Origin of the sequence: Candidatus Fonsibacter ubiquis (genome assembly GCF_002688585.1) — a bacterium.
Classification (GTDB): Bacteria; Pseudomonadota; Alphaproteobacteria; order Pelagibacterales; family Pelagibacteraceae; genus Fontibacterium; species Fontibacterium commune.
The window spans coordinates 1,038,354-1,058,787 of the sequence record NZ_CP024034.1 but is presented as its reverse complement, the minus strand read 5'-3'; the positions used below and the strand labels follow the sequence as shown (position 1 = coordinate 1,058,787).

The following is a 20,434-nucleotide window of genomic DNA, read 5'->3' as shown; positions in this document are numbered from 1 at the left end:
ATGTCATTAGCTAGATGTTTTAATGTTGATGATTTTAGAAAGTTAGCAAAAAAAAGACTCCCCTCGCCAATCTTTAATTACATTGATGGCGGCGCTGATGATGAGGTTACTCTAAAAAGAAATACTTCTGCATTTAATGATTGTGACTTAGTTCCAAGCGTTTTGAGGGATGTAAGTTCAGTTGATATGTCCACTACTGTTTTTGGACAAAAAATAGACATGCCACTGTTTCTTGCGCCAACGGCAATGCACAGATTATATCATCATGATGGAGAGAAGGCGACTTCAAGAGCCGCAGAGAAATTTGGTACATTTTTTGGAATGTCGACCATTGCAACCACTAGCATTGAAGAAGTAGGTAATTTAACTAGCGGTCCAAAATTATTTCAACTTTATATTCATAAAGATAGAGGTCTTACTGATAATTTAGTAGAGCGATGTCAACGAGCTAATTTTAAAGCACTATGTCTAACGGTGGATACAATTGTTGCAGGAAATAGAGAGCGTGATCATAGAACTGGTTTTACAACACCACCAAAATTAACTTTAGCAAGTTTGATAAGTTTTGCATTACATCCTGAATGGACTTTAAATTATTTAATGCGTGAAAGATTTAAGTTACCCAATCTTCCACATACTGAAAAAGATGGGCAATCCATAGAAACATCAGTGATTAATTATATTAACAGCCAATTTGATCCAACGATGAATTGGAAAGATGCAGAATATGTTGCAAAAAAATGGAAAGGAGCTTTTGCTATTAAAGGAATTGTCTCAGTTGAGGATGCAAAAAAAGCAGTAGATATAGGTGCCACTGCAATTATGATTTCAAATCATGGCGGAAGACAGCTAGATGCTTCGATGTCACCATTTGATGTTCTGGCAGATATCGTTGATGCTGTGGGCGATAAAGTGGATGTAATTTTAGATGGTGGAGTTAGAAGAGGTACTCACGTTTTAAAAGCTTTAGCTCTTGGGGCAAAAGCATGTTCATTCGGTAAGGGTTATCTATATGCGTTATCAGCCGGAGGCCAGGCTGGTGTCGAAGCAATACTTAAAATTATGCATGCTGAAATTAAAAGAGGAATGACTCTAATGGGTTGCAGAAGCGTAAAAGAAATTACCAGAGATAAAGTAATTTTCAGAAAAAAATGAAACTAGCAAATAGTCTTTTTAAACTAGGCACTGAAAATGCCTTTGTTGTTCTTGCAAAGGCTAAGGCTTTAGAAGCTCAAGGGAAAGAAATAATTAATCTAGGGATAGGTCAGCCTGACTTTAGAACTCCAAAACATATTGTTGATGCTGCAAAAAAAGCCTTAGACGATGGTTTTCATGGCTATACCCCAGCTAATGGTCTTCTAGAACTAAGACAAGGGGTATCCCGTCATATAAAAAAAATGTATGGCGCAAACGTTGATGCAGCAAGGGTAGTCATTATGCCAGGAGGAAAACCCACAATGTTTTTTGCAATGCTAATGTTTGGTCAACCAGGCACAGAAATTATTTATCCAGAACCTGGATTTCCAATCTATGAATCAATGATTAATTATTCAGGTGCAAAAGCAGTACCAATGTATCTAAATGAGAAAAATAATTTTTCTTTTAAAGCCGAAGAAGTTTTAAAATTAATAAATGATAAGACACGTTTAATTATTATTAATAATCCACAAAACCCTACAGGCGGTCTTATTGAAAGAGAGCAAATTGATAAACTTGTTGTTGGTTTAAAGAAATTTACAGACGTTGCAATTTTAAGCGATGAAATTTATAGCAGACAAATTTATGATAATAAAAAAATGCCTTCTTTTTTTAATTATCCAGAACTTTTTGACCGCTTAATTGTTTTAGATGGGTGGAGTAAAACGTACGCAATGACGGGTTGGCGTTTAGGCTGGAGTGTATGGCCAGAAAAAATAATTGAAGATATTACTAGATTATGTGTAAACGATCACTCATGCCCTTGTGCCTCAACTCAAATTGCAGGTCTTGCCGCATTAGATGGACCCCATGAATTTTTAGATGAAATGATGAGTCAGTTTAATAGAAGAAGAAAATTAATTGTGGATGGGTTGAATAGTATTAAAGGCATTACTTGTAATAATCCCGGCGGAGCTTTTTATGTATTTCCCAATATTAGTGGGACAGGAATGAATGGTAATGAGTTTGCGGATAAATGTTTAAATGAAGCGGGTGTTGCAATTATCCCAGGTGTCAGCTTTGGTAAATCTGCTAAAGATTTTGTTAGATTTAGTTTTGCTAATTCATATGAAAATATTGAAAAAGCTTTAGAAAAAATTAAAAAAACTGTTGTCAAATAAAGTTTTTTTTTAATTCGTAAATACCTATATATATCAACAAAAATAATATAAGTTTGAAGCATGTCCACCCTAACAATGCCTAAAATCGATCAATCAGTTTTAAATGATAAAGAAAGTATTGTTCGTGATTTAAAAAAATTTACAAATTCAATTAATATTATTTCAGATCCAGAGGGAATAACTCCCTATGAGACAGATGCATTAAGCGCTTATAAACAAAAACCAATGGCCGTTGTTCTTCCTGAAAACACAGCAGAAGTTAGTGATATTTTAAAATATTGTCATAAAAATAATATTAAGGTTGTTCCAAGAGGATCCGGCACAGGTCTTTCTGGTGGAGCATTGCCTTTAGCAGATTGCGTTTTGTTAGGTCTTAGTAAATTCAATAAAATTTTAGAAATTGATTTTGAAAATAGGTGTGTTGTTACTCAGCCTGGGGTTACCAATTTATCTCTAACAAAAGCTGTGGAGCATAATGGTTTTTATTATGCGCCAGATCCTTCAAGTCAAATCGCCTGTTCAATTGGAGGAAATATTGCGGAGAATTCTGGAGGAGTTCATTCATTAAAATATGGAACCACAACTAATAACGTTCTTGGCGTTGAAATTGTTCTGATGGATGGAACGATTATGAGATTTGGTGGAAAAAAATTAGAATCTGAAGGCTATGATCTGTTAGGTTTAATCACTGGGTCAGAGGGGTTACTTGGAGTTTTAACAGAAGTGACAGTTAAAATTTTAAAAAAACCGCAGTCAGTCAAAGCTCTGCTTTTAGGTTTTCAAAGCGTAGAAGATTCTGGTCAATGTGTTTCAGATATAATTTCAGGAGGGATTATCCCTGCAGGAATGGAAATAATGGACAAGCCTTTAATAAAAGCCACAGACAATTATGCCAAGGCTGGTTATCCGAAAGACGTAGAAGCAATTTTAATTGTTGAGTTAGATGGAACTGAAAGTGAAGTAAATATTTTAATAAAAAGAGTAGAAGAAATTGCTAAGAAAAATAAATCCACATATTTGCGTATAAGCAAAAATGATGAAGAAAGATTAAGGTTCTGGCTTGGACGAAAAGCAGCATTCCCTGCAATTGGTGATATGTCGCCTGATTATTTATGCATGGATGGAACAATTCCTAGAAAAAAATTAGCCGAAGTCCTGAAAGAAATTACTAAGCTTTCACAAAAACATGGCTTAAGAGTTGCAAATTGTTTTCATGCAGGGGATGGAAATTTACATCCTTTGATCATGTTTGACTCAAATGTTAAAAGTGAACTGAAGAGAGCTGAGAAATTTGGCGCAGATATTTTAAAATATTGTGTAAAAGTAGGGGGCGTATTAACTGGAGAGCATGGTGTTGGAATCGAGAAAAGAGATTTAATGTGTGAAATGTTTAACGATGAAGATATTCAGCAGCAACTAAATATTAAACAAGCATTTGATGAAAAATCTCTTTTGAATCCAGGTAAGGTATATCCAATTCTTCACCGTTGTGCAGAGGGTGGTAAAATGCATGTTCATAAAGGAGATACAAAGTTTAAAGATATCCCAAGATTTTAATGCCTGAAATTTATTCGCTATCAAGCGAACATGAGGTTGCCGATTTTATTAAAAATTGTAATTCTGAAGAAGTTCCTATTGAAATTACAGGACATAATTCGAAATCAATAGGCAGACTAATTCAGTGTTCTAAATCTTTGCATTTAAAAAATTTAAGTGGAATTATCGAATATTTTCCAGAAGAGCTGTACATTAAAGTAAAAGCAGGCACGCCCCTTGCCTTGGTTGAAATTGAGTTAGATAAAAAAAATCAAGAATTATCCTTTGAACCACCTGATATGGGTTTTTTATATACCGGGCAAAGTAACAAAGGATCTGTTGGCGGGGCTGTTGCTTGTAATTTATCAGGATCACGTAGATTTAGAGCGGGCGCTTTAAGAGATCATATTTTAGGATTTAGAGGAATAAATGGCAAAGGTGAAATTGTAAAATCAGGAGGGACCGTTGTTAAAAATGTAACAGGTTATGATGTGAGTAAACTTATAACTGGATCGTATGGAACTTTAGTTGCTTTGACTGAGATTGTACTGAAAGTTCAGCCAAAAAATGAAGAAAGCCAAACTTTATTGGTTAATAATATTAATTTAAAAAAAGCTTTAAATATTTTTTCAAAATCAATGCAAACTTCTGTTGAAATTTCTGGCGCATGTTTTTATCCAGCAAAAATGTCAAAATTTTTTAAATTAAACGATCTAGACACAACAACCTCCATTACAGCCATACGTCTTGAAGGACCAAAAATTTCAGTGGTTGAAAGAATTAATACTTTAAAAAAATTATTTGATGAATATAAAAAAACAATCTCAGTTCTTGAAAACTATCAATCAAGAATTTTTTGGAAAAATACAACAGATCTGCAATTTTTTAATAATAGTAAAAATATAGTTGCAAAAATAATTTTGCCACCAGTAAATACAGATCAGTTTATAAATAAATTTGAGAATGAAGAGTTAAAATATGTAATAGATTGGGCGGGTAATTTAATTTGGGCTGAAATACCAGAAAATGATAGCGTACTACTGAGACAACTAAGAACAGAAGTTACGAAACTAGCCGGGCACATGACAATTATTAAGGCACCTAATCATATGCGTATAAAAGAAGATTTTTTGACAACTGTCGATGAGAATATTAAAGTTTTGTCTTTAAAGATTAAAGAGAGTTTTGATCCAAAAAAGATTTTAAATCCAGGAAAAATGTATTCAGGAATATAATGCAAACAAATTTTACAAAAAAACAACTTCAAGATAGCAATATTACCTCTGCAGATGGAATTTTAAGAAAATGTGTGCATTGTGGATTTTGTAATGCAACTTGTCCAACCTATCAAATTGTAGGAGATGAGCTTGATGGTCCGCGTGGCCGAATTTACTTAATTAAAGATATGCTGGAGAATGATAAGCCAGCCAATGAAAAAATAGCAAAGCATATTGATCGATGTTTATCATGTTACTCTTGTATGACCACTTGTCCTTCAGGTGTTAATTATATGCATCTCGTAGATCATGCGCGAAATCATATAGAAAAAACTTTTGTTAGACCTTTTTTCGATAGATTTATTAGAAGTTTGCTTTCCAAAATTTTACCAAGCCCAACTTTATTTAGAATGGCTGGTTACTCGGCTAGATTATTTTATCCTTTTAGATTTTTATTCCCAAAAAAAATTAAAAATATGTTGAAATATATGCCAAATTCTTTTCCAAAATCTAAACAGGAAAATAAGGAAATATACTCACCAGTTGGAAAAACTTACGCAAGAATTGCCCTGCTTACAGGCTGTGTACAAAGAGTTATTTCTCCACAAATTAACGATGCAACAATTGAGATATTGAATAGGCATGGAGTTGAGGTGATTGTGCCAAAACAGGTTGATTGTTGTGGCTCACTAAACCATCATTTAGGCAAAGAAAATTTAGCTCATAAATCTTTTATAAATAATATTAATTCATGGTTTAAATGGTATGAAGAAAAGAGTCTTGATGCAATTTTAGTAACCACTTCAGGCTGTGGAACTACATTAAAAGATTACGGTTATATTTTTAGAGATCACCCAGATAAAGAACTTAGAAAAAAAGCAAAAATAGTTTCATCGCTTGCAAAGGATGTGACCGAATATTTAGGAAAAAATATTAAATTGAATTATATTAATCAGGAAAAAAAATTTAAAATTGCTTACCATTCAGCCTGTTCGATGCAGCATGGACAAAGAATTCATAAACAGCCAATGGATTTATTAAAAAAAACTGGTAATGAAATAGTTGAGATACCCGATGGTCATTTATGTTGTGGTTCAGCTGGGACCTATAATTTGCTACAAGATGAAATGGCCTCAGAGCTATTAAAAAGAAAAGTTTCAAATATTGATAAAGTAAAACCTGACTTTATTTCAACTGGAAATATTGGATGTATGACTCAAATTTCATCAGGAACAAAAATACCCATTGTACATACTATAGAAATTTTAAATTGGTACACAGGAGGAAGCAAACCTGTGGCAATAAATTTATTATGAAAAAAAAAGTTTTAGTTACAAAAAATTTATTAAAAGAAACCGAAGAGCGTGTTAAAAAATTATTTGATGTGAAGTTGAATAAAGAAGAAAAACCTTACACGACTGAAGATATTGTTGAGTTATCAAAAGACTGTGATGGTATTTTATGTTTTGGGACAAATAAAATAGATGCATCTGCAATTGATAAACTTTCAAATAAAGTAAAAATTATCGCAAACTATGCCGTTGGTTTTGGAAATATTGATATTGATGCTGCAGCAAAAAAAGGAATAGTTGTAACGAACACTCCAGAAGTTTTAACAGAGGCAACAGCTGATATTTCGATTTTACTTTTATTAGGAGCATCAAGAAGAGCTTATGAGGGAAGAAAATTTGCTGAAGAACAAAGTTGGTCATGGAAAACAGATTTTTTACTTGGAAAACAAATGTCTAATAGAAAATTAGGGATTCTTGGTATGGGAAGAATTGGTAGAGCAGTTGCAAAACGTGCACGAGGTTTTGGCATGGAAATTCATTATCATAACAGAACAAAATTAGCCGCTCACTTAGAAGAGGGAGCAATTTATCATGATAATATTAAGTCATTATTTAATAACAGTGAATTTTTATCAATTAATTGTCCAGCAACTAAAGAAACGACAAATTTAGTTAATGAACAATCAATTAATTATTTGCCTGACGGAGCTGTGGTTACAAATGCAGCGAGAGGAGATATCATTGATGATACTGCAATGATTAAGGCAATGAAGAGTGGAAAAGTTTTTGCCTTAGGTCTCGATGTTTATAATGGTGAACCTAAAATTAATCCTGAATATTTAAAATTAAATAATCTTTTTTTACTTCCTCATTTAGGAAGTGCGACTATTAGAACTAGAATTGATATGGGTAATAGAGCCATTGATAATTTAGAGAATTTTTTTCAAGGGAAAAAACCAAAAGATCAAGTGAATTAAGATTTTTTATAAAAAGAAATATTTATAATCTTGATAGAGCAAGTCAAAAGCAACCCATAGAATAGATAACAAACCAAGCCAACCAATCCACTTATATTTTTTAATATAAAGTGAAATAAAATTTGCTAATGTTATCATTAATACAATCGATAATATTAAACCAAATACTAATAATGTATAATGATCCCCAGCAGCTCCTGCTACAGCTATGACGTTGTCCAAACTTAATGAAAAATCTGCAAGTAGAATTGTAAAAATCGCTTTTCCTAATTTACTCTTTTCACTTTCTTGAATATTAAATTTATGTACATTTTCATTATTTTTTTTTTCTTGAAGAATATCGACATACAATTTGTAAACTACCCAAAATAGCATGAGTGCTCCTGCAGTTTTGATACCGTGAAATTTTAATAAAAAGGCCGTTAGTCCAGCAAATATAATTCTAAAAACAACCGCAGCAATTGTGCCGTAAATTAAAACCTTTTTTCTGATTTGATTATCAAATTGAGAAGCTGCCATTCCAATAATAATTGCGTTGTCAGCAGAAAGAACAAGGTCGATTAAAATTATCTTAACTAAAATGATAAGTTCGTTATTCATGAAAATTAAGGGTTTAATAGTTATTAAATTTATTTAAAGACAGATAAAAATTAATACAATCTAAAGTTGATTTACTGATTAATTTAAGCGTATATTTAGGTATTTTAATAAGAGACTCTTTTTAATTTTTTTGATTATATCTGCTCTAGTTAATTAACTAAATAAGGGAAAATAAATGACAAAACTAAAAGACAAAGTTACGTCATTGGAGTCTAAAAAAACTTCAAGACGTAAGTTTTTTAAAGCCGCTGCAGCCACAGGTGCTGTTGCCGCTGCGTCACTTGCTATGCCAAATATTTCAGTTGCGCAAAGTGCAGTGACTTTAAAAATGCAATCTGCATGGGGACCATCTGATGCAGATCCATTTTTTGAAATGAATAAGCAATATGCTAGAAAAGTTGAAGCAATGTCCGGTGGATCATTGAAAGTAGAAGTTCTACCAGTCAATGCTGTATTAAAAACTGCTGAGATAGCTGATGGTGTTAGCACAGGTGTTGTTGATGCTGGTCACACTGTTACAGCTTATTGGTATGGAAAAAACCCTGCCTCTTCATTGTTTGGAACAGGACCTTCTTATGGTTTCTCATCCCAAGAATTAATGGGATGGATTGAGTACGGCGGAGGAAGAGCTTTGTATGAAGAAACATTAAAAGCTACGAAATTAGATTACGTAGGTTTCTTTGCAATGCCGATGCCAGCTCAACCTTTTGGTTGGTTTAAAAAAGAACTTAAGTCTGTAGCCGACGTTAAAGGTATGAAATACCGAACTGTTGGTTTAGCGACTAACGTTCTTCAAGGCATGGGAATGACTGTTCTTCAATTACCAGGTGGAGAAATTCAACCTGCAATGAAAACAGGTCTTATTGATGCAGCAGAATTTAACAACCCTTCATCTGATAAAAACTTCGGAATGCAGGATGTTTCTAAATTCTACTCATTAGGAAGTTTCCATCAATCACAAGAAATGTTTGAGATAACTTTTAATACTAAAAAATTTAATAGCTTATCTAAACAACATCAGTCGATCTTAAGAATAGCAGCAGAAGCAGCGAATAGCGATAACTACTGGTACGCTCTTAAGAGATATTCTGACGATCTTAACAAACTTGTTAAAGAGTCAGGCGTTAAACCTTTTCCAACGCCAAAAGATATCTTGGCTGAACAGATGAAGTCTTGGGATAAAGTAGTTGCTGACTTTTCAGCAAAAGATCCTTTATTTAAGAGAATCGTTGAATCTCAAAAAGCATATGCAAAATCTGTCATGAAATATTTATTCATGAACCAACCAGATTATACAATTGCTTATAGACAATACTTTGGAGATCCATCTAAAGTAGTAGTTTAATAAAAATTAGATTGAATTCAAAAAGGGGTATGAAAGTACCCCTTTTTGTTTTAAGCTAATTAAGGGGGATTAATTGAGATCTTATATTTTAGCAGTTGATGAATTAAGCACTTGGATTGGAAAGGCATTTGGCTGGTGCACTTTTGCTTTAACTATCGCTGTTGGTTATGAGATTTTCGCAAGATATTTTTTTAACATGCCGACTTTATGGGCTTTTGATCTTTCAATCCAAATGTATGGTGCAGCTTTTATGATGGCAGGCGCTTATGCTCTTTCAGTTCAATCACACGTTAGAGCGGATATGTTATATAGAAAAACTTCAGTGAAATTTCAGGCGAGTTCAGATTTAATATTATATTTTTTATTTTTTTTTCCAGCTTGTATCGCCTTCACTTATACTGGTTATAATTATGCTGCCAAAGCATGGATTTTAAAAGAAACTAGCTGGAATAGTCCAGCGCAAATACAAGTTTATGCATTCAAAACTTTAATACCGCTAGCAGGAATACTTTTAGTTTTACAGGGTGTGGCTGAGGTTTTTAGATGCATTATAGCTCTAAAGGAAGGTCAGTGGCCGGTTAGAAATGTTGAAGAAGAAGAGTTAGAGAAAGTTTTAATAAAGAAAAAAAAAGCATAGAAATATAAAATGGAACAGACACTTTTAGGACTGACTAATCCACAAGTTGCATTAGTAATGATGTTCAGTTTTATTTTTATTGTCCTTTTAGGATTTCCTATTGCATTTACTCTTTTAGCACTTGGAATTTTTTTTGGATATTATGCCTATCTTGATCCTTCAAAAGTTGCTGAGGCTGGAATTTTTGCAAACAGAATTTTTGACTTAGTTGTTAAAAATACCCACTCCGTGATGGAAAACCACGTTTTGATCGCAGTACCTCTTTTTCTTTTCATGGGATATGTAGTTGAAAGATCTGGAATTATTACAAGACTGTTCGAGTCCATTAGAATGGCAACTGCAAAACTTCCAGCCTCCATGGCTGTTGCAGCATTAATAACTTGTGCCCTTTTTTCTACAGCGACAGGAATCGTTGGCGCAGTCGTAACTTTGATGGGACTTTTAGCTTGGCCCGCAATGATACGCGCAGGTTATAATAAAAAATTTGCATCAGGAGTTATATGTGCTGGAGGAACTCTGGGTATTTTGATTCCACCAAGCATCATGTTTATCGTTTATGCGGCCATGGCTTCTTTATCGCCAATTAGATTGTTTGCAGCTGCTTTTATTCCAGGAATGATATTAGCAGGACTTTATTGTGTTTATTGTATCGGGGTTGGAATTTTTTATCCGCATCTTGCTCCAAAACCTAAACTTTCAGAACTTCCTCCAAAATTAGTAATTTATAGAAATTTAATCAAAGATTTCATTCCTTTACTTATTTTAATTTTATTAGTTCTTGGAGTAATTCTTTTAGGTCTTGCAACGCCCGCAGAAGCTGCCGCTGCTGGAGCAATCGGGGCAATCCTACTTGCATTCTATTATAAAAATATGAATTGGAAAAATCTTAAAGAGTCAGTTTATTTAACAACACGTTCTTCTGCGATGATTATGTGGTTATTTGTTGGTTCTTGGACTTTTGCTTCAGTGTTTTCATATTTAGGGGGACACAAAGTTTTTGAAGAGTTTTTTGCAGGTCTTGGTTTAGAGCCATGGCAGTTTTTAATTTTAACTCAAATTATAATTTTTTTACTTGGATTTCCTTTAGAATGGACTGAGATATTAATTATCTTTGTTCCAATATTTTTACCTCTATTAAAATTATATGGGATTGATCCTTATTTCTTTGCAATTCTTGTTGGATTAAATTTACAAATGTCTTTCTTAACACCACCCATGGCCATGTCCGCCTATTATTTAAAAGGTGTTCAATCTAAAAATGTTTTATTATCTGAAATATTTATTGGAATGATACCGTTTCTTTTTGTTGTCATGTTGTCGATGGTTTTGCTTTATAATTTTGAGGGCCTTGCCACTTGGCTTCCAGATGTATTATTTGGTGCTGAGACCAAAAGATAATCTTTCAAATTAAATTATGGATTTATGTTTTCTTTCCGCTTTGGAAATAATTGAAAAAACAAAAAAAGGTGAAATTTCATCTGTTGAAGTTGCTAAAAGTTTTATTGATAGAATTGAAAAATTTGAAAACAAAATAAAAGCTTGGGCTTTCTTTGATAAAAAATTCTTTTTAGAAAAGGCTCAAGAAAAAGATGAATGGCGCCTTTCAGGAAAACCCCTAGGACCTCTGCATGGACTTCCCGTAGCTATAAAAGATATTTTTAAAACCGAAGATATGCCAACACAGTATGGCACACCTATTAGAGAAAATTATCAATCAAGGGATGATGCAAAAGTTGTAAGCATTTTAAGGTCTGCGGGAGCAATTATTATGGGTAAAACCGTAACCACTGAACTTGCATATTTTGATCCTGGAAAAACTACTAATCCTCATGACTATTCAAGAACTCCAGGGGGTTCTTCTAGTGGTTCAGCAGCAGCTGTTGCCTCTTTTATGGCCCCAATTGCAATAGGCTCACAAACTAACGGCTCAACCATACGTCCTGCTTCTTACTGTGGTGTTGTAGGTTATAAACCGACTTATGGTTTAGTTTCAAGAGATGGGGCCCTAGCACAATCTTTTCTTCTAGATCAAGTGGGTGTGATTGCAAGAAATGTTGAGGATGTTGCACTTTGTTCATCAGTGATTATCAAAAAAGACCTTCAGGATAAATCTACCATCTCTTATCCAACAGAAGATTTTTTAAACCGAGTTCAAGCAAAGCCTTTTTTTGAGCCACAATTGATTTTTATTGCAACTTCTAAATGGAAAAATTTAGACGAAGATGCAAAAAAAGATTTCGAAAAGTTTTTAAAAAAAATTGATAAACAAGTAACAGTTTATTCAAATCCTAGTTACTTTGAAAAGATTTTTGATTATCATAAAATAATTCATGAAACAGACATGGCTTATAATTTTTTATCTACTTATGAAAAGCATAAAAAAAAAATAGGAAAAAAAATGATCGAAGCTATTGAAAGAGGTCTTTCTTATAAAGCAAAGGATTATGCAGAGGCCGTTGATCAAATAGCAATTATTTATGATACTTTTAAAGAAGCCTTTCATCACTATCACGCGATCATTACTCCCGCAACCACAGGTTATGCACCAAAGGGACTTTCGTATACCGGTAGCCCAGAGTTTTGCACAACATGGACTTATTTAGGAATGCCAGCAATTACATTGCCATTAATTGAGGGTTCTGGTAAATTACCATTAGGAGTTCAGTTAGTTGGTGAGAAACTAGATGATGTTAGATTATTACAAACTGCTAATTGGCTTTTGAAAAAAAATAAAAAAAAATGATTAGAACTTTAAGTATCATTATCGGTATAGTTTCTGTTTCTTGGTTTTTTTATCAAATAGCAACGAGCATAACTAAGTCACCCATTATTACTTTTTCAGCATCAGTTCCAGTTTGGTTAGTTCTAATTTTAAGTTTAGGTTTTTTTTTATATGATGCTTATGATCATATCAAAAAAATAAAAAAATAAATTTTTCTTTAAATATCTTTGAAAAAAAAAGAAGTTTCGATTTTTGCTTTCTTTTTATTATTTGCTCAACCAATTTTTATGACTAGCAATTTAGCTATTGCAAGAGGTGCATCAGGTTTTATTCCTCCAGTATCCCTTGCTTTTTGGAGGTGGTTACTTGCGTTTTTAATTTTCCTTCCATTTGTTTTTCCATCAATTAGAAAAAATTTTAAAGATTTAATATCTGAGGCGCCAAAGCTTTTAATACTAGGTCTTACAGGATTTACTTTCTGCGGTGCATTTCCTTATATAAGTGGACTTACGACAACTGTAATTAATATGGGTATCATTTATTCGGCATCACCCATATTTATAATTCTAATTTCAGTAATATTTTATCGCGAAAAAATTACCAAACTTCAATTATTTGGAACTTTATGTTGCTTACTTGGAGTTCTTATAATTGTTTGTAATGGTCAATTTAGAAATTTAATTAATTTATCATTTACTAAGGGTGATTTGTGGATTTTAGGGGCAATGATAAGCTGGGCTGTATATTCTGTGTATTTAATGCATTGGAAAAGTAAGTTTGATTTATTTACTAAATTTACATTGATGGCCTTAGCAGGAACTATTTTTCTTGCCCCAATGTATTATATTGAGGAAAAATATTTTTATACAACTGAGTTTAATAAAGATTTCTATTTTTGGGTAATAGTTGCTGCTGTTTTTCCAGGAATTATTGCATTCCAAATGTATGCAAAATTACAAAAATATCTAGGCGCTAGCCTCACTGGCCTTACAGTTTATATGATGCCAATTTATAGTGCACTTTATGGTTATTTTTTATTTAATGAAAAATTATATAATTTTCACTGGTTTGGTGGATTTTTTGTTTTTATAGGAATATTTTTAGCAAATAAAAATTTATTTAAACTTCGATGACCCATTCAATCAAAACTGTAGGATTTATTGGCACTGGCTTAATGGGTCTGCCTATGGCCAAAAATATTTTAGCAAAAAAATTTAAATTAAATGTTTGGAATCGAACTTCCGGAAAAACTTTAGAGTTAAAAAAAAAAGGAGCAAAAGTTTTTTCTGATATAAAAGATTTAGTTCAAAATTCTAAAGTTATAGTTTCAATGCTAGCAAATGATGATGTTTGTAAAACAGTTCTTATAAAAAAGATTCAACCCTACTTAAAAAAAGGACAGATTGTAATTGATATGAGTTCAACAACTCAAACCACAGCTTTACAAATTGGTAATGCTTTAAAAAAAAAGAAAGTATTTTTTTTAGATGCCCCTGTTTCTGGAGGCACTATAGGCGCTGAAAAAGGAAATTTAGCTATTATGGTAGGAGGAGATAAAAAAATATTTAATGTCGTGATGCCATTATTTAAAAGTATGGGTACTGCAATTTATGTTGGTAAAACTGGATGTGGCCAAGTTGCAAAATTAGCAAATCAAACAATTGTAGGAATTAGTATCGGAGCTGTTTCAGAAGCATTAATTTTAGCAGAGGCAGCAGGAGCAGATCCAAAAGCTGTGAGAGAAATTATGTTACAAGGATTTGCAGGCGGTCCAATTCTTAAAAATCATGGTTTAAGAATATTAACCAAAAACTTTAAACCAGGCGGAAAAGCATCAACCCAGCTTAAGGATATGAACAACATCATTAGTACTGCAAAAAAATATAAATTAAATTTACCAATTGCTAAAAAAGTCCAAGAACTCTATGCAAAGACTGTAAAATCTGGAAGAGCAAATTTGGATCATAGTGCTTTGTATTTATTTATAAAAGCTTTAAGAAGATAATGAAATTAAGACGAATTTTCTTATACGTCTTTTTATCTTTTAGTATTCTTTATATTTCTGTTTGTACGTATATGTACATTTTTCAAAGAAATTTTTTATATCATCCCTATCAAAATAATTATTTACGTGGAGAAAAATTAAATCCAGAGGTCAAAGAAGTATTTGTACCATCTACAGAGGGTATAATTTTAAAATCATGGTTTTATAAAAATCCTAAAAATACATATACGGTATTATTTTTTCATGGAAATGCTGGCGAATTAGGAAATAGGATTTATAAATTAAACGAGTTAAAAAATTTAAATTTAAATTATTTAATTATTTCTTGGAGAGGATTTAGCGGTAATAGGGGCAGTCCAACAGAACAAGGATTGTATAGTGATGCACGAAGTGCAATAGACTGGTTGGAGAAGAATAATATTTTAAAGAATAAAATAATTTTGTACGGAGAGTCCTTAGGAACTGGTGTTGCTATTGAGGTTGCGCAAAATCAAAAATTTGCAGGAATAATTTTAGAGTCTCCCTATACCTCCATCGTTGATGCAGCTAAGATTTATTATCCTTATTTACCAGTGGATTTTATATTAAAAGATAAATACTTAAGTTTAAAAAAAATTAAAAACATTACCTCGCCTGTCCTAGTTATGCATGGAGGGGCTGATAGAATAATACCTATTGCCATGGGAAAAAAATTATTTGATGAAATTCAATCAAAAAAATATGGATATTTTCCTAAATTTGATCGTCACATGATGACTTATAATTTTGAATTAAAAACTGAACTAGATAAGTTTATAAAAACTTTAAATTAATTTTTAATAAAAGCTTGCACAAAGTCTTTTGCAATAAAGTTATCTAAGTCTTCCTCTTTCTCACCTATTCCGATTGCATAAATTGGGATTTTAAATTGTTTTGCAATAGCAACGAGAATTCCTCCTTTTGCTGTCCCATCTAATTTAGTCATAATAATTCCAGTGATTGGAGTAATTTTTTTAAATTCTTCAATTTGATTAATCGCATTTTGTCCGGTTGTTGCATCAAGAACTAAAATAGTCTCATGAGGTGCATCATTATCAATTTTTTTTAAAACTCTAATAATTTTAGAGAACTCTTCCATTAAATTTTTTTTATTTTGTAGTCGCCCCGCTGTATCAATCACACAATAATCAGCATTATTTTTTTTTGCATATTCAAAACTTTTAAATGCAACAGAGGCTGGATCGGAGCCAATATCTGACTTTACTATTTCAACACTAATCTTTTGGCACCAAAGTTCTAATTGATCGATGGCCGCAGCCCTAAAAGTATCAGCAGCTCCTACGATAATTTTATTACCTTGATCTTTGAGTTTTTTACATAATTTTCCAATAGTGGTTGTTTTTCCAACTCCATTCACACCGCAAATTAATACGACGGTTGGCTTATTATGCTTTGTTGAAAAAAAATCTTTTTGTAAAGGTATTAAAATCTCCTCTATTTCTTGTGCGATTGCTTGAAAGAAATTTTCTTTTGTTAATTCTTCTTTGCTATATTTTTTATTAGCTATATTTTTTCTAAACTCTTCTACAAAATTAATCCCAACATCTGCTTGAATGAGAATATCTTCAATATCCTGAAGAATTTCTGCTTGCGGTTTAGATTTATTAAAAACTTCATCAATTCCCTTTGTAAATTTTTCTGAAGTTTTTTTTAGACTTTCTTTAAGCTTTTTAAAAAAATTCATTAAGAATTATATTTTAAGGCTTATGTTATTAATATTTGAAACAGATCCGGTCATTATAATATGTTTATTTTTAGCCCATTCAATTTGAAGAGTTCCATTTTTAAAATGAATATTAACTTTTTTTCCAGTAAGTCCTAATTTATTTGCAGCTACTGCCGTAGCGCAAGCAGCAGTACCGCAAGCTAAAGTTAATCCTGCACCCCTTTCCCAAACTTTTACTGCTATATTTTTTTTATTCATAACCTCAGCAAAAGTGACATTACATCTTTGTGGAAAAAATTCATGATGTTCAATCTGCGGACCAATTTTTTTTAGCAGTTCAAATGTTATATTTTTAAAAAAAATAATATGGGGATTCCCAATACTCAATGTATATCCTGATAAAATTCCAAAAGTTTTAGTTTTAATCATAACTTTTGCGTGATTCATTTTTTTTGCTAAAGGAATTTTTTTCCAATCAAAATTGGGCATTCCCATATCAACAGATACTTCAGTTTTTCCCGTAAGTTTTGCATTTAAAATTCCGCTTTCAGTGTTAATTTTTGATTTATTTAATTTTTTTTCATTCATTAAGAAGTAAGAAATACATCTAGAGCCATTTCCGCATGCCCCTGTTTCCCCACCGTCAGAATTATAAAAAGTTATTTTAGCGTTTGTTTTTTTTTCTTTATCTTTATCTATAAGAATAACTTGATCACAACCTGGGCCTTGTTTTCTATTTGCAATATTTATGATTTGTTGTTTTGAGATATCAATTTTTTCTTTTCTTCTATCAATGATGATAAAGTCATTGCCGAGGCCATCCATTTTATAAGCTTGTATTTCGATCATCTGTTTCGCTGTTGTATCTTACAAATATTCTCAATTATTGACTTTTAAAATAGTAAAATATACTTTTAATAAAATTTTCCACAAAAATAAGCAGGTTTTGTGGTGTCCTTCTAATGAAGGAGATCAACACTAGTCAGCGATATTCGCCCACTAGTGCGATTGCTGCTGGAGAAAAAAAATGTTTGAAAATTTAACAAGTAAAATTGAGTCTGCTTTTTCTTTTTTTAGTAAAAGCACTCAATTAGATGAAAAACAAGTTGATGAAGGGTTAAGAAAAATTCGTCAGGCTCTTCTTGAGTCCGATGTAGCTCTTTCTGTTGCTAAAGAATTTATTGCAAATGTTAAGCCTAAAGCTATTGGGCAGGAAGTTCTTAAATCTATAACCCCAGGACAATTGCTTGTTAAAATTGTATATGATGAACTCGTTAAAATTTTAGGTAGTGAAAAATCAGAAATTAATCTCAATACAGTTCCGCCAGCAAAGATATTAGTAGTAGGTTTACAGGGTTCAGGAAAAACAACAACTTCAGCAAAAATTGCAAAATTTATTGAAAAGAATTTTAATAAAAAAGTAATGCTATCAAGCTTAGACGTTTATCGTCCTGCAGCTCAAAAACAATTAGAGTTACTTGGCAGTCAAAATAATATTCAAACTATTCCAATTATAGAAGGACAACTCCCTACAGAAATTACGCAAAGAACTTTAGCAGCTGCATCTCTATCGGGTTCAGATGTCATTATCTTTGATACTGCAGGACGCACGCAAATTGATAGTGTCATGATGAGTGAATTAAATAATCTTAAAAATATAATTAAGCCCATTGAGACTTTTCTAGTAGCTGACTCTCTAACGGGACAAGATGCCGTAAATATAGCAAGTGAATTTAAAAAAACAGTAGATTTGACTGGAATAATATTAACAAGAATAGATGGGGATGGAAAAGGTGGGGCCGCTCTTAGTATGAAGTCGGTTGCAAATTGTCCTATAAAATTTTTAGGGGTTGGTGAAAAAATAGATGATTTTGAAATATTTCATCCAGAAAGAATTGCAAATAGAATTTTAGGAATGGGAGATGTGGTATCTCTTGTTGAAAAAGTATCTGAAAATCTAAAAAAAGAGGAAGTTGAAGAGTTAGAAGAGAATTTTAAGAAAGGACAATTTACTTTTAATGATTATTTAAAACAGATTAGACAAATGAAAAAAATTGGTGGTATGGGGAAAGTCTTAGGAATGATCCCTGGTATTTCAAAAATAAAAAAACAAATAGACGAGGCTAATATTGATGAGGGACTTATTGGTAAGCAAGAAGCAATTATTTTATCAATGACTCCCAAAGAAAGAGATAATCCTAAGATTATTGATGGATCTAGAAAAAAAAGAATAGCGAATGGTTCAGGTACTGACATCGCTTTTGTAAACAAGCTTCTAAAACAACATAAAATGATGACAGGAATAATGAAAAGAATGTCTCAAGGTGGCGGAAGAAATTTTGGTGGTTTAGATGGAATACCTCCAGAGTTATTTAATAATCTAAAATAGAAAGGAAAAAATGTTAAAAATAAGACTATCTAGAGGGGGAACTAAAAAAAGACCCTTTTATCAAATCGTAGTTGCAGATTCTAGAAATCCAAGAGATGGAAAATTTATTGAAAAACTTGGATACTTCAATCCGTTGTTACCAAAAAGTAAACCAGAAAGATTAAGCTTAGAGTCAGAAAGAATAACTCATTGGATTAAAATGGGGGCTAAACCTACTTTAAGAGTTGCAAAATTTTTAGGTGCAGCAAATCTTGCTCCAGTTCCTGAAAAAAGAAATAATCCGATTAAAGGATTGCCTAAAAAGAAAGCACAAGAAAGATTAAAAGCTGCACAAGCTCCAAAAGAGGCGCCAGCAGCAGCTCCAGCGACAGAAGCAGCAGCCCCAGCAGCTGAACCAGCTCCAGTAGAAGCTCCAAAGACTGAAGAAAAAGCACCAGAAGCGGAGGCGCCAAAAGCTAACTAATTATTATGTGGTCTGCAAAAATATTCACTCTATATCCTGAATTTTTTCCAGGGATTTTAGATATCGGGCTTTATAAAAGAGCTAGAGAAAATAAAATCTGGTCTCTCGATGTCATAAACATCAGAGACTATGCTTTGGATAAGCATCGGAGTGTAGATGATTCTCCTTTTGGTGGAGGAAGTGGAATGGTAATGCGTGCAGACGTAATAGATAATTGTTTGGATAAAAATACAAAAAACTCTAAAAATGAACTTATTTATTTAAGTCCTAGAGGCGAATTATTAACCCAAAAAATTGCAAAGCAATTATCAAAAAAAAATGGAGTAGATCTTATTTGTGGACACTTTGAAGGAATTGATCAGAGAGTTATAGAAGAAAGAAAGATCAGAGAAATAAGCATTGGTGATTTTATTTTATCCGGAGGTGAAACAGCAGCGTTTGTTTTTTTAGACTCCATACTTAGATTATTGCCAGGCGTTCTTGGTAATTCTTCCTCTTTAAATGAAGAGAGTTTTGAAAATAATTTATTGGAATATCCTCAATATACAAAACCTCAAGAGTGGAAAGGAAGAGCTGTTCCGGAAGTACTTTTATCTGGAAATCATGCTAAAATTAAGGACTGGCGCTTAGCACAATCCGAGGATATAACACGTCGCCAGAGACAAGACTTATGGGAAAAATATCATAAATAACAAAATTTTAATGCAAATTTCTACAATGAGAATAGACGAATTAGATAAACTTCATATAAAGAAAATCGGTGAAAAAAAGTTACCAGAATTTTCTCCAGGAGATACTTTAAAAGTAAACGTGAGAATTATTGAAGGAAAAAGACAAAGAATACAAGCTTACGAAGGAGTTTGTATTGCTAAAAAAAATCGAGGAATTAACTCTACTTTTACAGTTAGAAAAATTTCTTTTGGAGAGGGTGTTGAAAGATTATTTCCAGTTCATAGTCCAAACGTGGAGTCCGTTGAAGTTATAAGAAGCGGAAAAGTAAGACGAGTAAAACTTTATTACTTAAGAGAAAGAACAGGTAAATCAGCTAGAATTACTGAAAAAATTAGAAAAAAAATAGGTGTAGATATTATTCAACCTTTACCAAAAAAAGAGGCAGTCCAAAATATTGAAGCCCAAGCAGATTTAGCTGCTGAGCAGGCTCCAAAAAATGCGGAAAAAGCTTCAGCGCCAAAGACAGAAGCTCAGAATAAAAAGAAGTAATACTAGT

Annotated in this window: 21 protein-coding genes; 18 read left to right on the top strand and 3 right to left on the bottom strand. The window is 32.4% G+C overall.

All coding sequences use genetic code 11. From position 1 onward, the window contains the following. The 6 genes from CR143_RS05750 to CR143_RS05725 all read left to right on the top strand — a co-directional run bounded on the left by CR143_RS05750 (window position 1) and on the right by CR143_RS05725 (window position 7,340). A complete protein-coding gene (locus CR143_RS05750; RefSeq protein ID WP_099340871.1) occupies window positions 1–1,155 on the top strand; it encodes an alpha-hydroxy acid oxidase in 1,155 nt (384 codons plus the stop codon). Further along, complete coding sequence (locus CR143_RS05745; protein ID WP_099340870.1) at window positions 1,152–2,318, top strand: pyridoxal phosphate-dependent aminotransferase; 1,167 nt, start codon at window positions 1,152–1,154, stop codon at window positions 2,316–2,318. The genes CR143_RS05750 and CR143_RS05745 overlap by 4 nt, the downstream gene beginning before the upstream one ends. Before the next feature lie 75 nt (window positions 2,319–2,393). After that, entirely contained in the window at window positions 2,394–3,875 is a 1,482-nt protein-coding gene (locus CR143_RS05740) for an FAD-linked oxidase C-terminal domain-containing protein (RefSeq protein ID WP_099340869.1), read from the top strand. Next, window positions 3,875–5,089: an FAD-binding protein gene (locus CR143_RS05735; RefSeq protein ID WP_099340868.1), complete on the top strand. Its 1,215-nt coding sequence runs from the start codon at window positions 3,875–3,877 to the stop codon at window positions 5,087–5,089. The genes CR143_RS05740 and CR143_RS05735 overlap by 1 nt, the downstream gene beginning before the upstream one ends. Next, complete coding sequence (gene glcF, locus CR143_RS05730) at window positions 5,089–6,387, top strand: glycolate oxidase subunit GlcF (RefSeq protein ID WP_099340867.1); 1,299 nt, start codon at window positions 5,089–5,091, stop codon at window positions 6,385–6,387. Before CR143_RS05735 ends, glcF begins: the two co-directional genes overlap by 1 nt. Further along, window positions 6,384–7,340, top strand: coding sequence for a 2-hydroxyacid dehydrogenase (locus CR143_RS05725; RefSeq protein WP_099340866.1), 957 nt, complete (start codon window positions 6,384–6,386; stop codon window positions 7,338–7,340). Before glcF ends, CR143_RS05725 begins: the two co-directional genes overlap by 4 nt. Window positions 7,341–7,346: 6 nt before the next feature. On the opposite strand, the gene CR143_RS05720 is transcribed toward CR143_RS05725, so the two are convergent. Beyond that, window positions 7,347–7,940, bottom strand: a complete 594-nt coding sequence (locus CR143_RS05720; protein ID WP_099340865.1) for a YjbE family putative metal transport protein — start codon at window positions 7,938–7,940, stop codon at window positions 7,347–7,349. Window positions 7,941–8,115: 175 nt separating this feature from the next. On the opposite strand from CR143_RS05720, the gene CR143_RS05715 reads away from it, so the two are divergent. The 8 genes from CR143_RS05715 (at window position 8,116) to CR143_RS05680 (ending at window position 15,461) form a co-directional block, all read left to right on the top strand. Continuing rightward, window positions 8,116–9,285 (top strand): TRAP transporter substrate-binding protein, encoded by a 1,170-nt coding sequence (locus tag CR143_RS05715; RefSeq protein ID WP_099340864.1) that lies wholly within the window; start codon window positions 8,116–8,118, stop codon window positions 9,283–9,285. Between the two features lie 73 nt (window positions 9,286–9,358). Next, the gene (locus CR143_RS05710) at window positions 9,359–9,922 is read left to right on the top strand and encodes a TRAP transporter small permease subunit (RefSeq protein WP_099340863.1); all 564 of its coding nucleotides are present in this window, start codon (window positions 9,359–9,361) and stop codon (window positions 9,920–9,922) included. 9 nt (window positions 9,923–9,931) lie between these two features. Continuing rightward, window positions 9,932–11,320 carry a TRAP transporter large permease gene (locus tag CR143_RS05705; RefSeq protein ID WP_099340862.1) on the top strand — a complete coding sequence of 463 codons (1,389 nt, stop codon included), beginning with the start codon at window positions 9,932–9,934 and terminating at the stop codon, window positions 11,318–11,320. A 16-nt stretch (window positions 11,321–11,336) separates the two neighbouring features. Continuing rightward, entirely contained in the window at window positions 11,337–12,665 is a 1,329-nt protein-coding gene (locus CR143_RS05700) for an amidase (protein WP_169696847.1), read from the top strand. Continuing rightward, window positions 12,662–12,853 (top strand): hypothetical protein, encoded by a 192-nt coding sequence (locus CR143_RS05695; RefSeq protein WP_099340860.1) that lies wholly within the window; start codon window positions 12,662–12,664, stop codon window positions 12,851–12,853. The genes CR143_RS05700 and CR143_RS05695 overlap by 4 nt, the downstream gene beginning before the upstream one ends. 18 nt (window positions 12,854–12,871) lie before the next feature. Further along, the gene (locus CR143_RS05690) at window positions 12,872–13,777 is read left to right on the top strand and encodes a DMT family transporter (RefSeq protein ID WP_239923097.1); all 906 of its coding nucleotides are present in this window, start codon (window positions 12,872–12,874) and stop codon (window positions 13,775–13,777) included. After that, window positions 13,774–14,649 carry an NAD(P)-dependent oxidoreductase gene (locus tag CR143_RS05685; protein ID WP_099340858.1) on the top strand — a complete coding sequence of 292 codons (876 nt, stop codon included), beginning with the start codon at window positions 13,774–13,776 and terminating at the stop codon, window positions 14,647–14,649. Before CR143_RS05690 ends, CR143_RS05685 begins: the two co-directional genes overlap by 4 nt. Next, the gene (locus CR143_RS05680) at window positions 14,649–15,461 is read left to right on the top strand and encodes an alpha/beta hydrolase (RefSeq protein ID WP_099340857.1); all 813 of its coding nucleotides are present in this window, start codon (window positions 14,649–14,651) and stop codon (window positions 15,459–15,461) included. The genes CR143_RS05685 and CR143_RS05680 overlap by 1 nt, the downstream gene beginning before the upstream one ends. Here the strand turns inward: CR143_RS05680 and ftsY are convergent. After that, on the bottom strand, window positions 15,458–16,372 hold the full coding sequence (gene ftsY / locus CR143_RS05675; RefSeq protein ID WP_099340856.1) for a signal recognition particle-docking protein FtsY: 915 nt from the start codon (window positions 16,370–16,372) through the stop codon (window positions 15,458–15,460). The genes CR143_RS05680 and ftsY overlap by 4 nt on opposite strands. Before the next feature lie 6 nt (window positions 16,373–16,378). Continuing rightward, window positions 16,379–17,203: a diaminopimelate epimerase gene (gene dapF, locus CR143_RS05670; RefSeq protein WP_099340855.1), complete on the bottom strand. Its 825-nt coding sequence runs from the start codon at window positions 17,201–17,203 to the stop codon at window positions 16,379–16,381. A gap of 178 nt (window positions 17,204–17,381) precedes the next feature. Between dapF and ffh the strand changes: the two genes are divergently transcribed. From ffh to rplS, 4 genes are read left to right on the top strand one after another with little or no spacing between them, the layout of a single operon-like run. Beyond that, window positions 17,382–18,743, top strand: a complete 1,362-nt coding sequence (gene ffh / locus CR143_RS05665) for a signal recognition particle protein (protein WP_099340854.1) — start codon at window positions 17,382–17,384, stop codon at window positions 18,741–18,743. Between the two features lie 10 nt (window positions 18,744–18,753). Beyond that, window positions 18,754–19,206 (top strand): 30S ribosomal protein S16, encoded by a 453-nt coding sequence (gene rpsP / locus CR143_RS06440; RefSeq protein ID WP_099340853.1) that lies wholly within the window; start codon window positions 18,754–18,756, stop codon window positions 19,204–19,206. Window positions 19,207–19,211: 5 nt separating this feature from the next. Continuing rightward, entirely contained in the window at window positions 19,212–19,898 is a 687-nt protein-coding gene (gene trmD, locus CR143_RS05655; RefSeq protein ID WP_099340852.1) for a tRNA (guanosine(37)-N1)-methyltransferase TrmD, read from the top strand. A gap of 10 nt (window positions 19,899–19,908) precedes the next feature. Further along, entirely contained in the window at window positions 19,909–20,427 is a 519-nt protein-coding gene (gene rplS, locus CR143_RS05650; protein ID WP_099340851.1) for a 50S ribosomal protein L19, read from the top strand. The last annotated feature ends 7 nt before the right edge of the window (window positions 20,428–20,434 follow it).

Bases quoted from the DNA above. Each gene is read 5' to 3' on its own strand.
- CR143_RS05700 (WP_169696847.1), top strand. From the start codon at position 11,337: ATGGATTTATGTTTTCTTTCCGCTTTGGAAATAATTGAAAAAACAAAA.
- CR143_RS05725 (WP_099340866.1), top strand. From the start codon at position 6,384: ATGAAAAAAAAAGTTTTAGTTACAAAAAATTTATTAAAAGAAACCGAA.
- rpsP (WP_099340853.1), top strand. From the start codon at position 18,754: ATGTTAAAAATAAGACTATCTAGAGGGGGAACTAAAAAAAGACCCTTT.
- CR143_RS05680 (WP_099340857.1), top strand. From the start codon at position 14,649: ATGAAATTAAGACGAATTTTCTTATACGTCTTTTTATCTTTTAGTATT.
- CR143_RS05685 (WP_099340858.1), top strand. From the start codon at position 13,774: ATGACCCATTCAATCAAAACTGTAGGATTTATTGGCACTGGCTTAATG.
- CR143_RS05745 (WP_099340870.1), top strand. From the start codon at position 1,152: ATGAAACTAGCAAATAGTCTTTTTAAACTAGGCACTGAAAATGCCTTT.
- CR143_RS05750 (WP_099340871.1), top strand. From the start codon at position 1: ATGTCATTAGCTAGATGTTTTAATGTTGATGATTTTAGAAAGTTAGCA.
- CR143_RS05720 (WP_099340865.1), bottom strand. From the start codon at position 7,940: ATGAATAACGAACTTATCATTTTAGTTAAGATAATTTTAATCGACCTT.
- CR143_RS05695 (WP_099340860.1), top strand. From the start codon at position 12,662: ATGATTAGAACTTTAAGTATCATTATCGGTATAGTTTCTGTTTCTTGG.
- trmD (WP_099340852.1), top strand. From the start codon at position 19,212: ATGTGGTCTGCAAAAATATTCACTCTATATCCTGAATTTTTTCCAGGG.
- rplS (WP_099340851.1), top strand. From the start codon at position 19,909: ATGCAAATTTCTACAATGAGAATAGACGAATTAGATAAACTTCATATA.
- CR143_RS05705 (WP_099340862.1), top strand. From the start codon at position 9,932: ATGGAACAGACACTTTTAGGACTGACTAATCCACAAGTTGCATTAGTA.
- CR143_RS05740 (WP_099340869.1), top strand. From the start codon at position 2,394: ATGCCTAAAATCGATCAATCAGTTTTAAATGATAAAGAAAGTATTGTT.
- CR143_RS05735 (WP_099340868.1), top strand. From the start codon at position 3,875: ATGCCTGAAATTTATTCGCTATCAAGCGAACATGAGGTTGCCGATTTT.
- ffh (WP_099340854.1), top strand. From the start codon at position 17,382: ATGTTTGAAAATTTAACAAGTAAAATTGAGTCTGCTTTTTCTTTTTTT.
- glcF (WP_099340867.1), top strand. From the start codon at position 5,089: ATGCAAACAAATTTTACAAAAAAACAACTTCAAGATAGCAATATTACC.
- dapF (WP_099340855.1), bottom strand. From the start codon at position 17,203: ATGATCGAAATACAAGCTTATAAAATGGATGGCCTCGGCAATGACTTT.
- CR143_RS05715 (WP_099340864.1), top strand. From the start codon at position 8,116: ATGACAAAACTAAAAGACAAAGTTACGTCATTGGAGTCTAAAAAAACT.
- ftsY (WP_099340856.1), bottom strand. From the start codon at position 16,372: ATGAATTTTTTTAAAAAGCTTAAAGAAAGTCTAAAAAAAACTTCAGAA.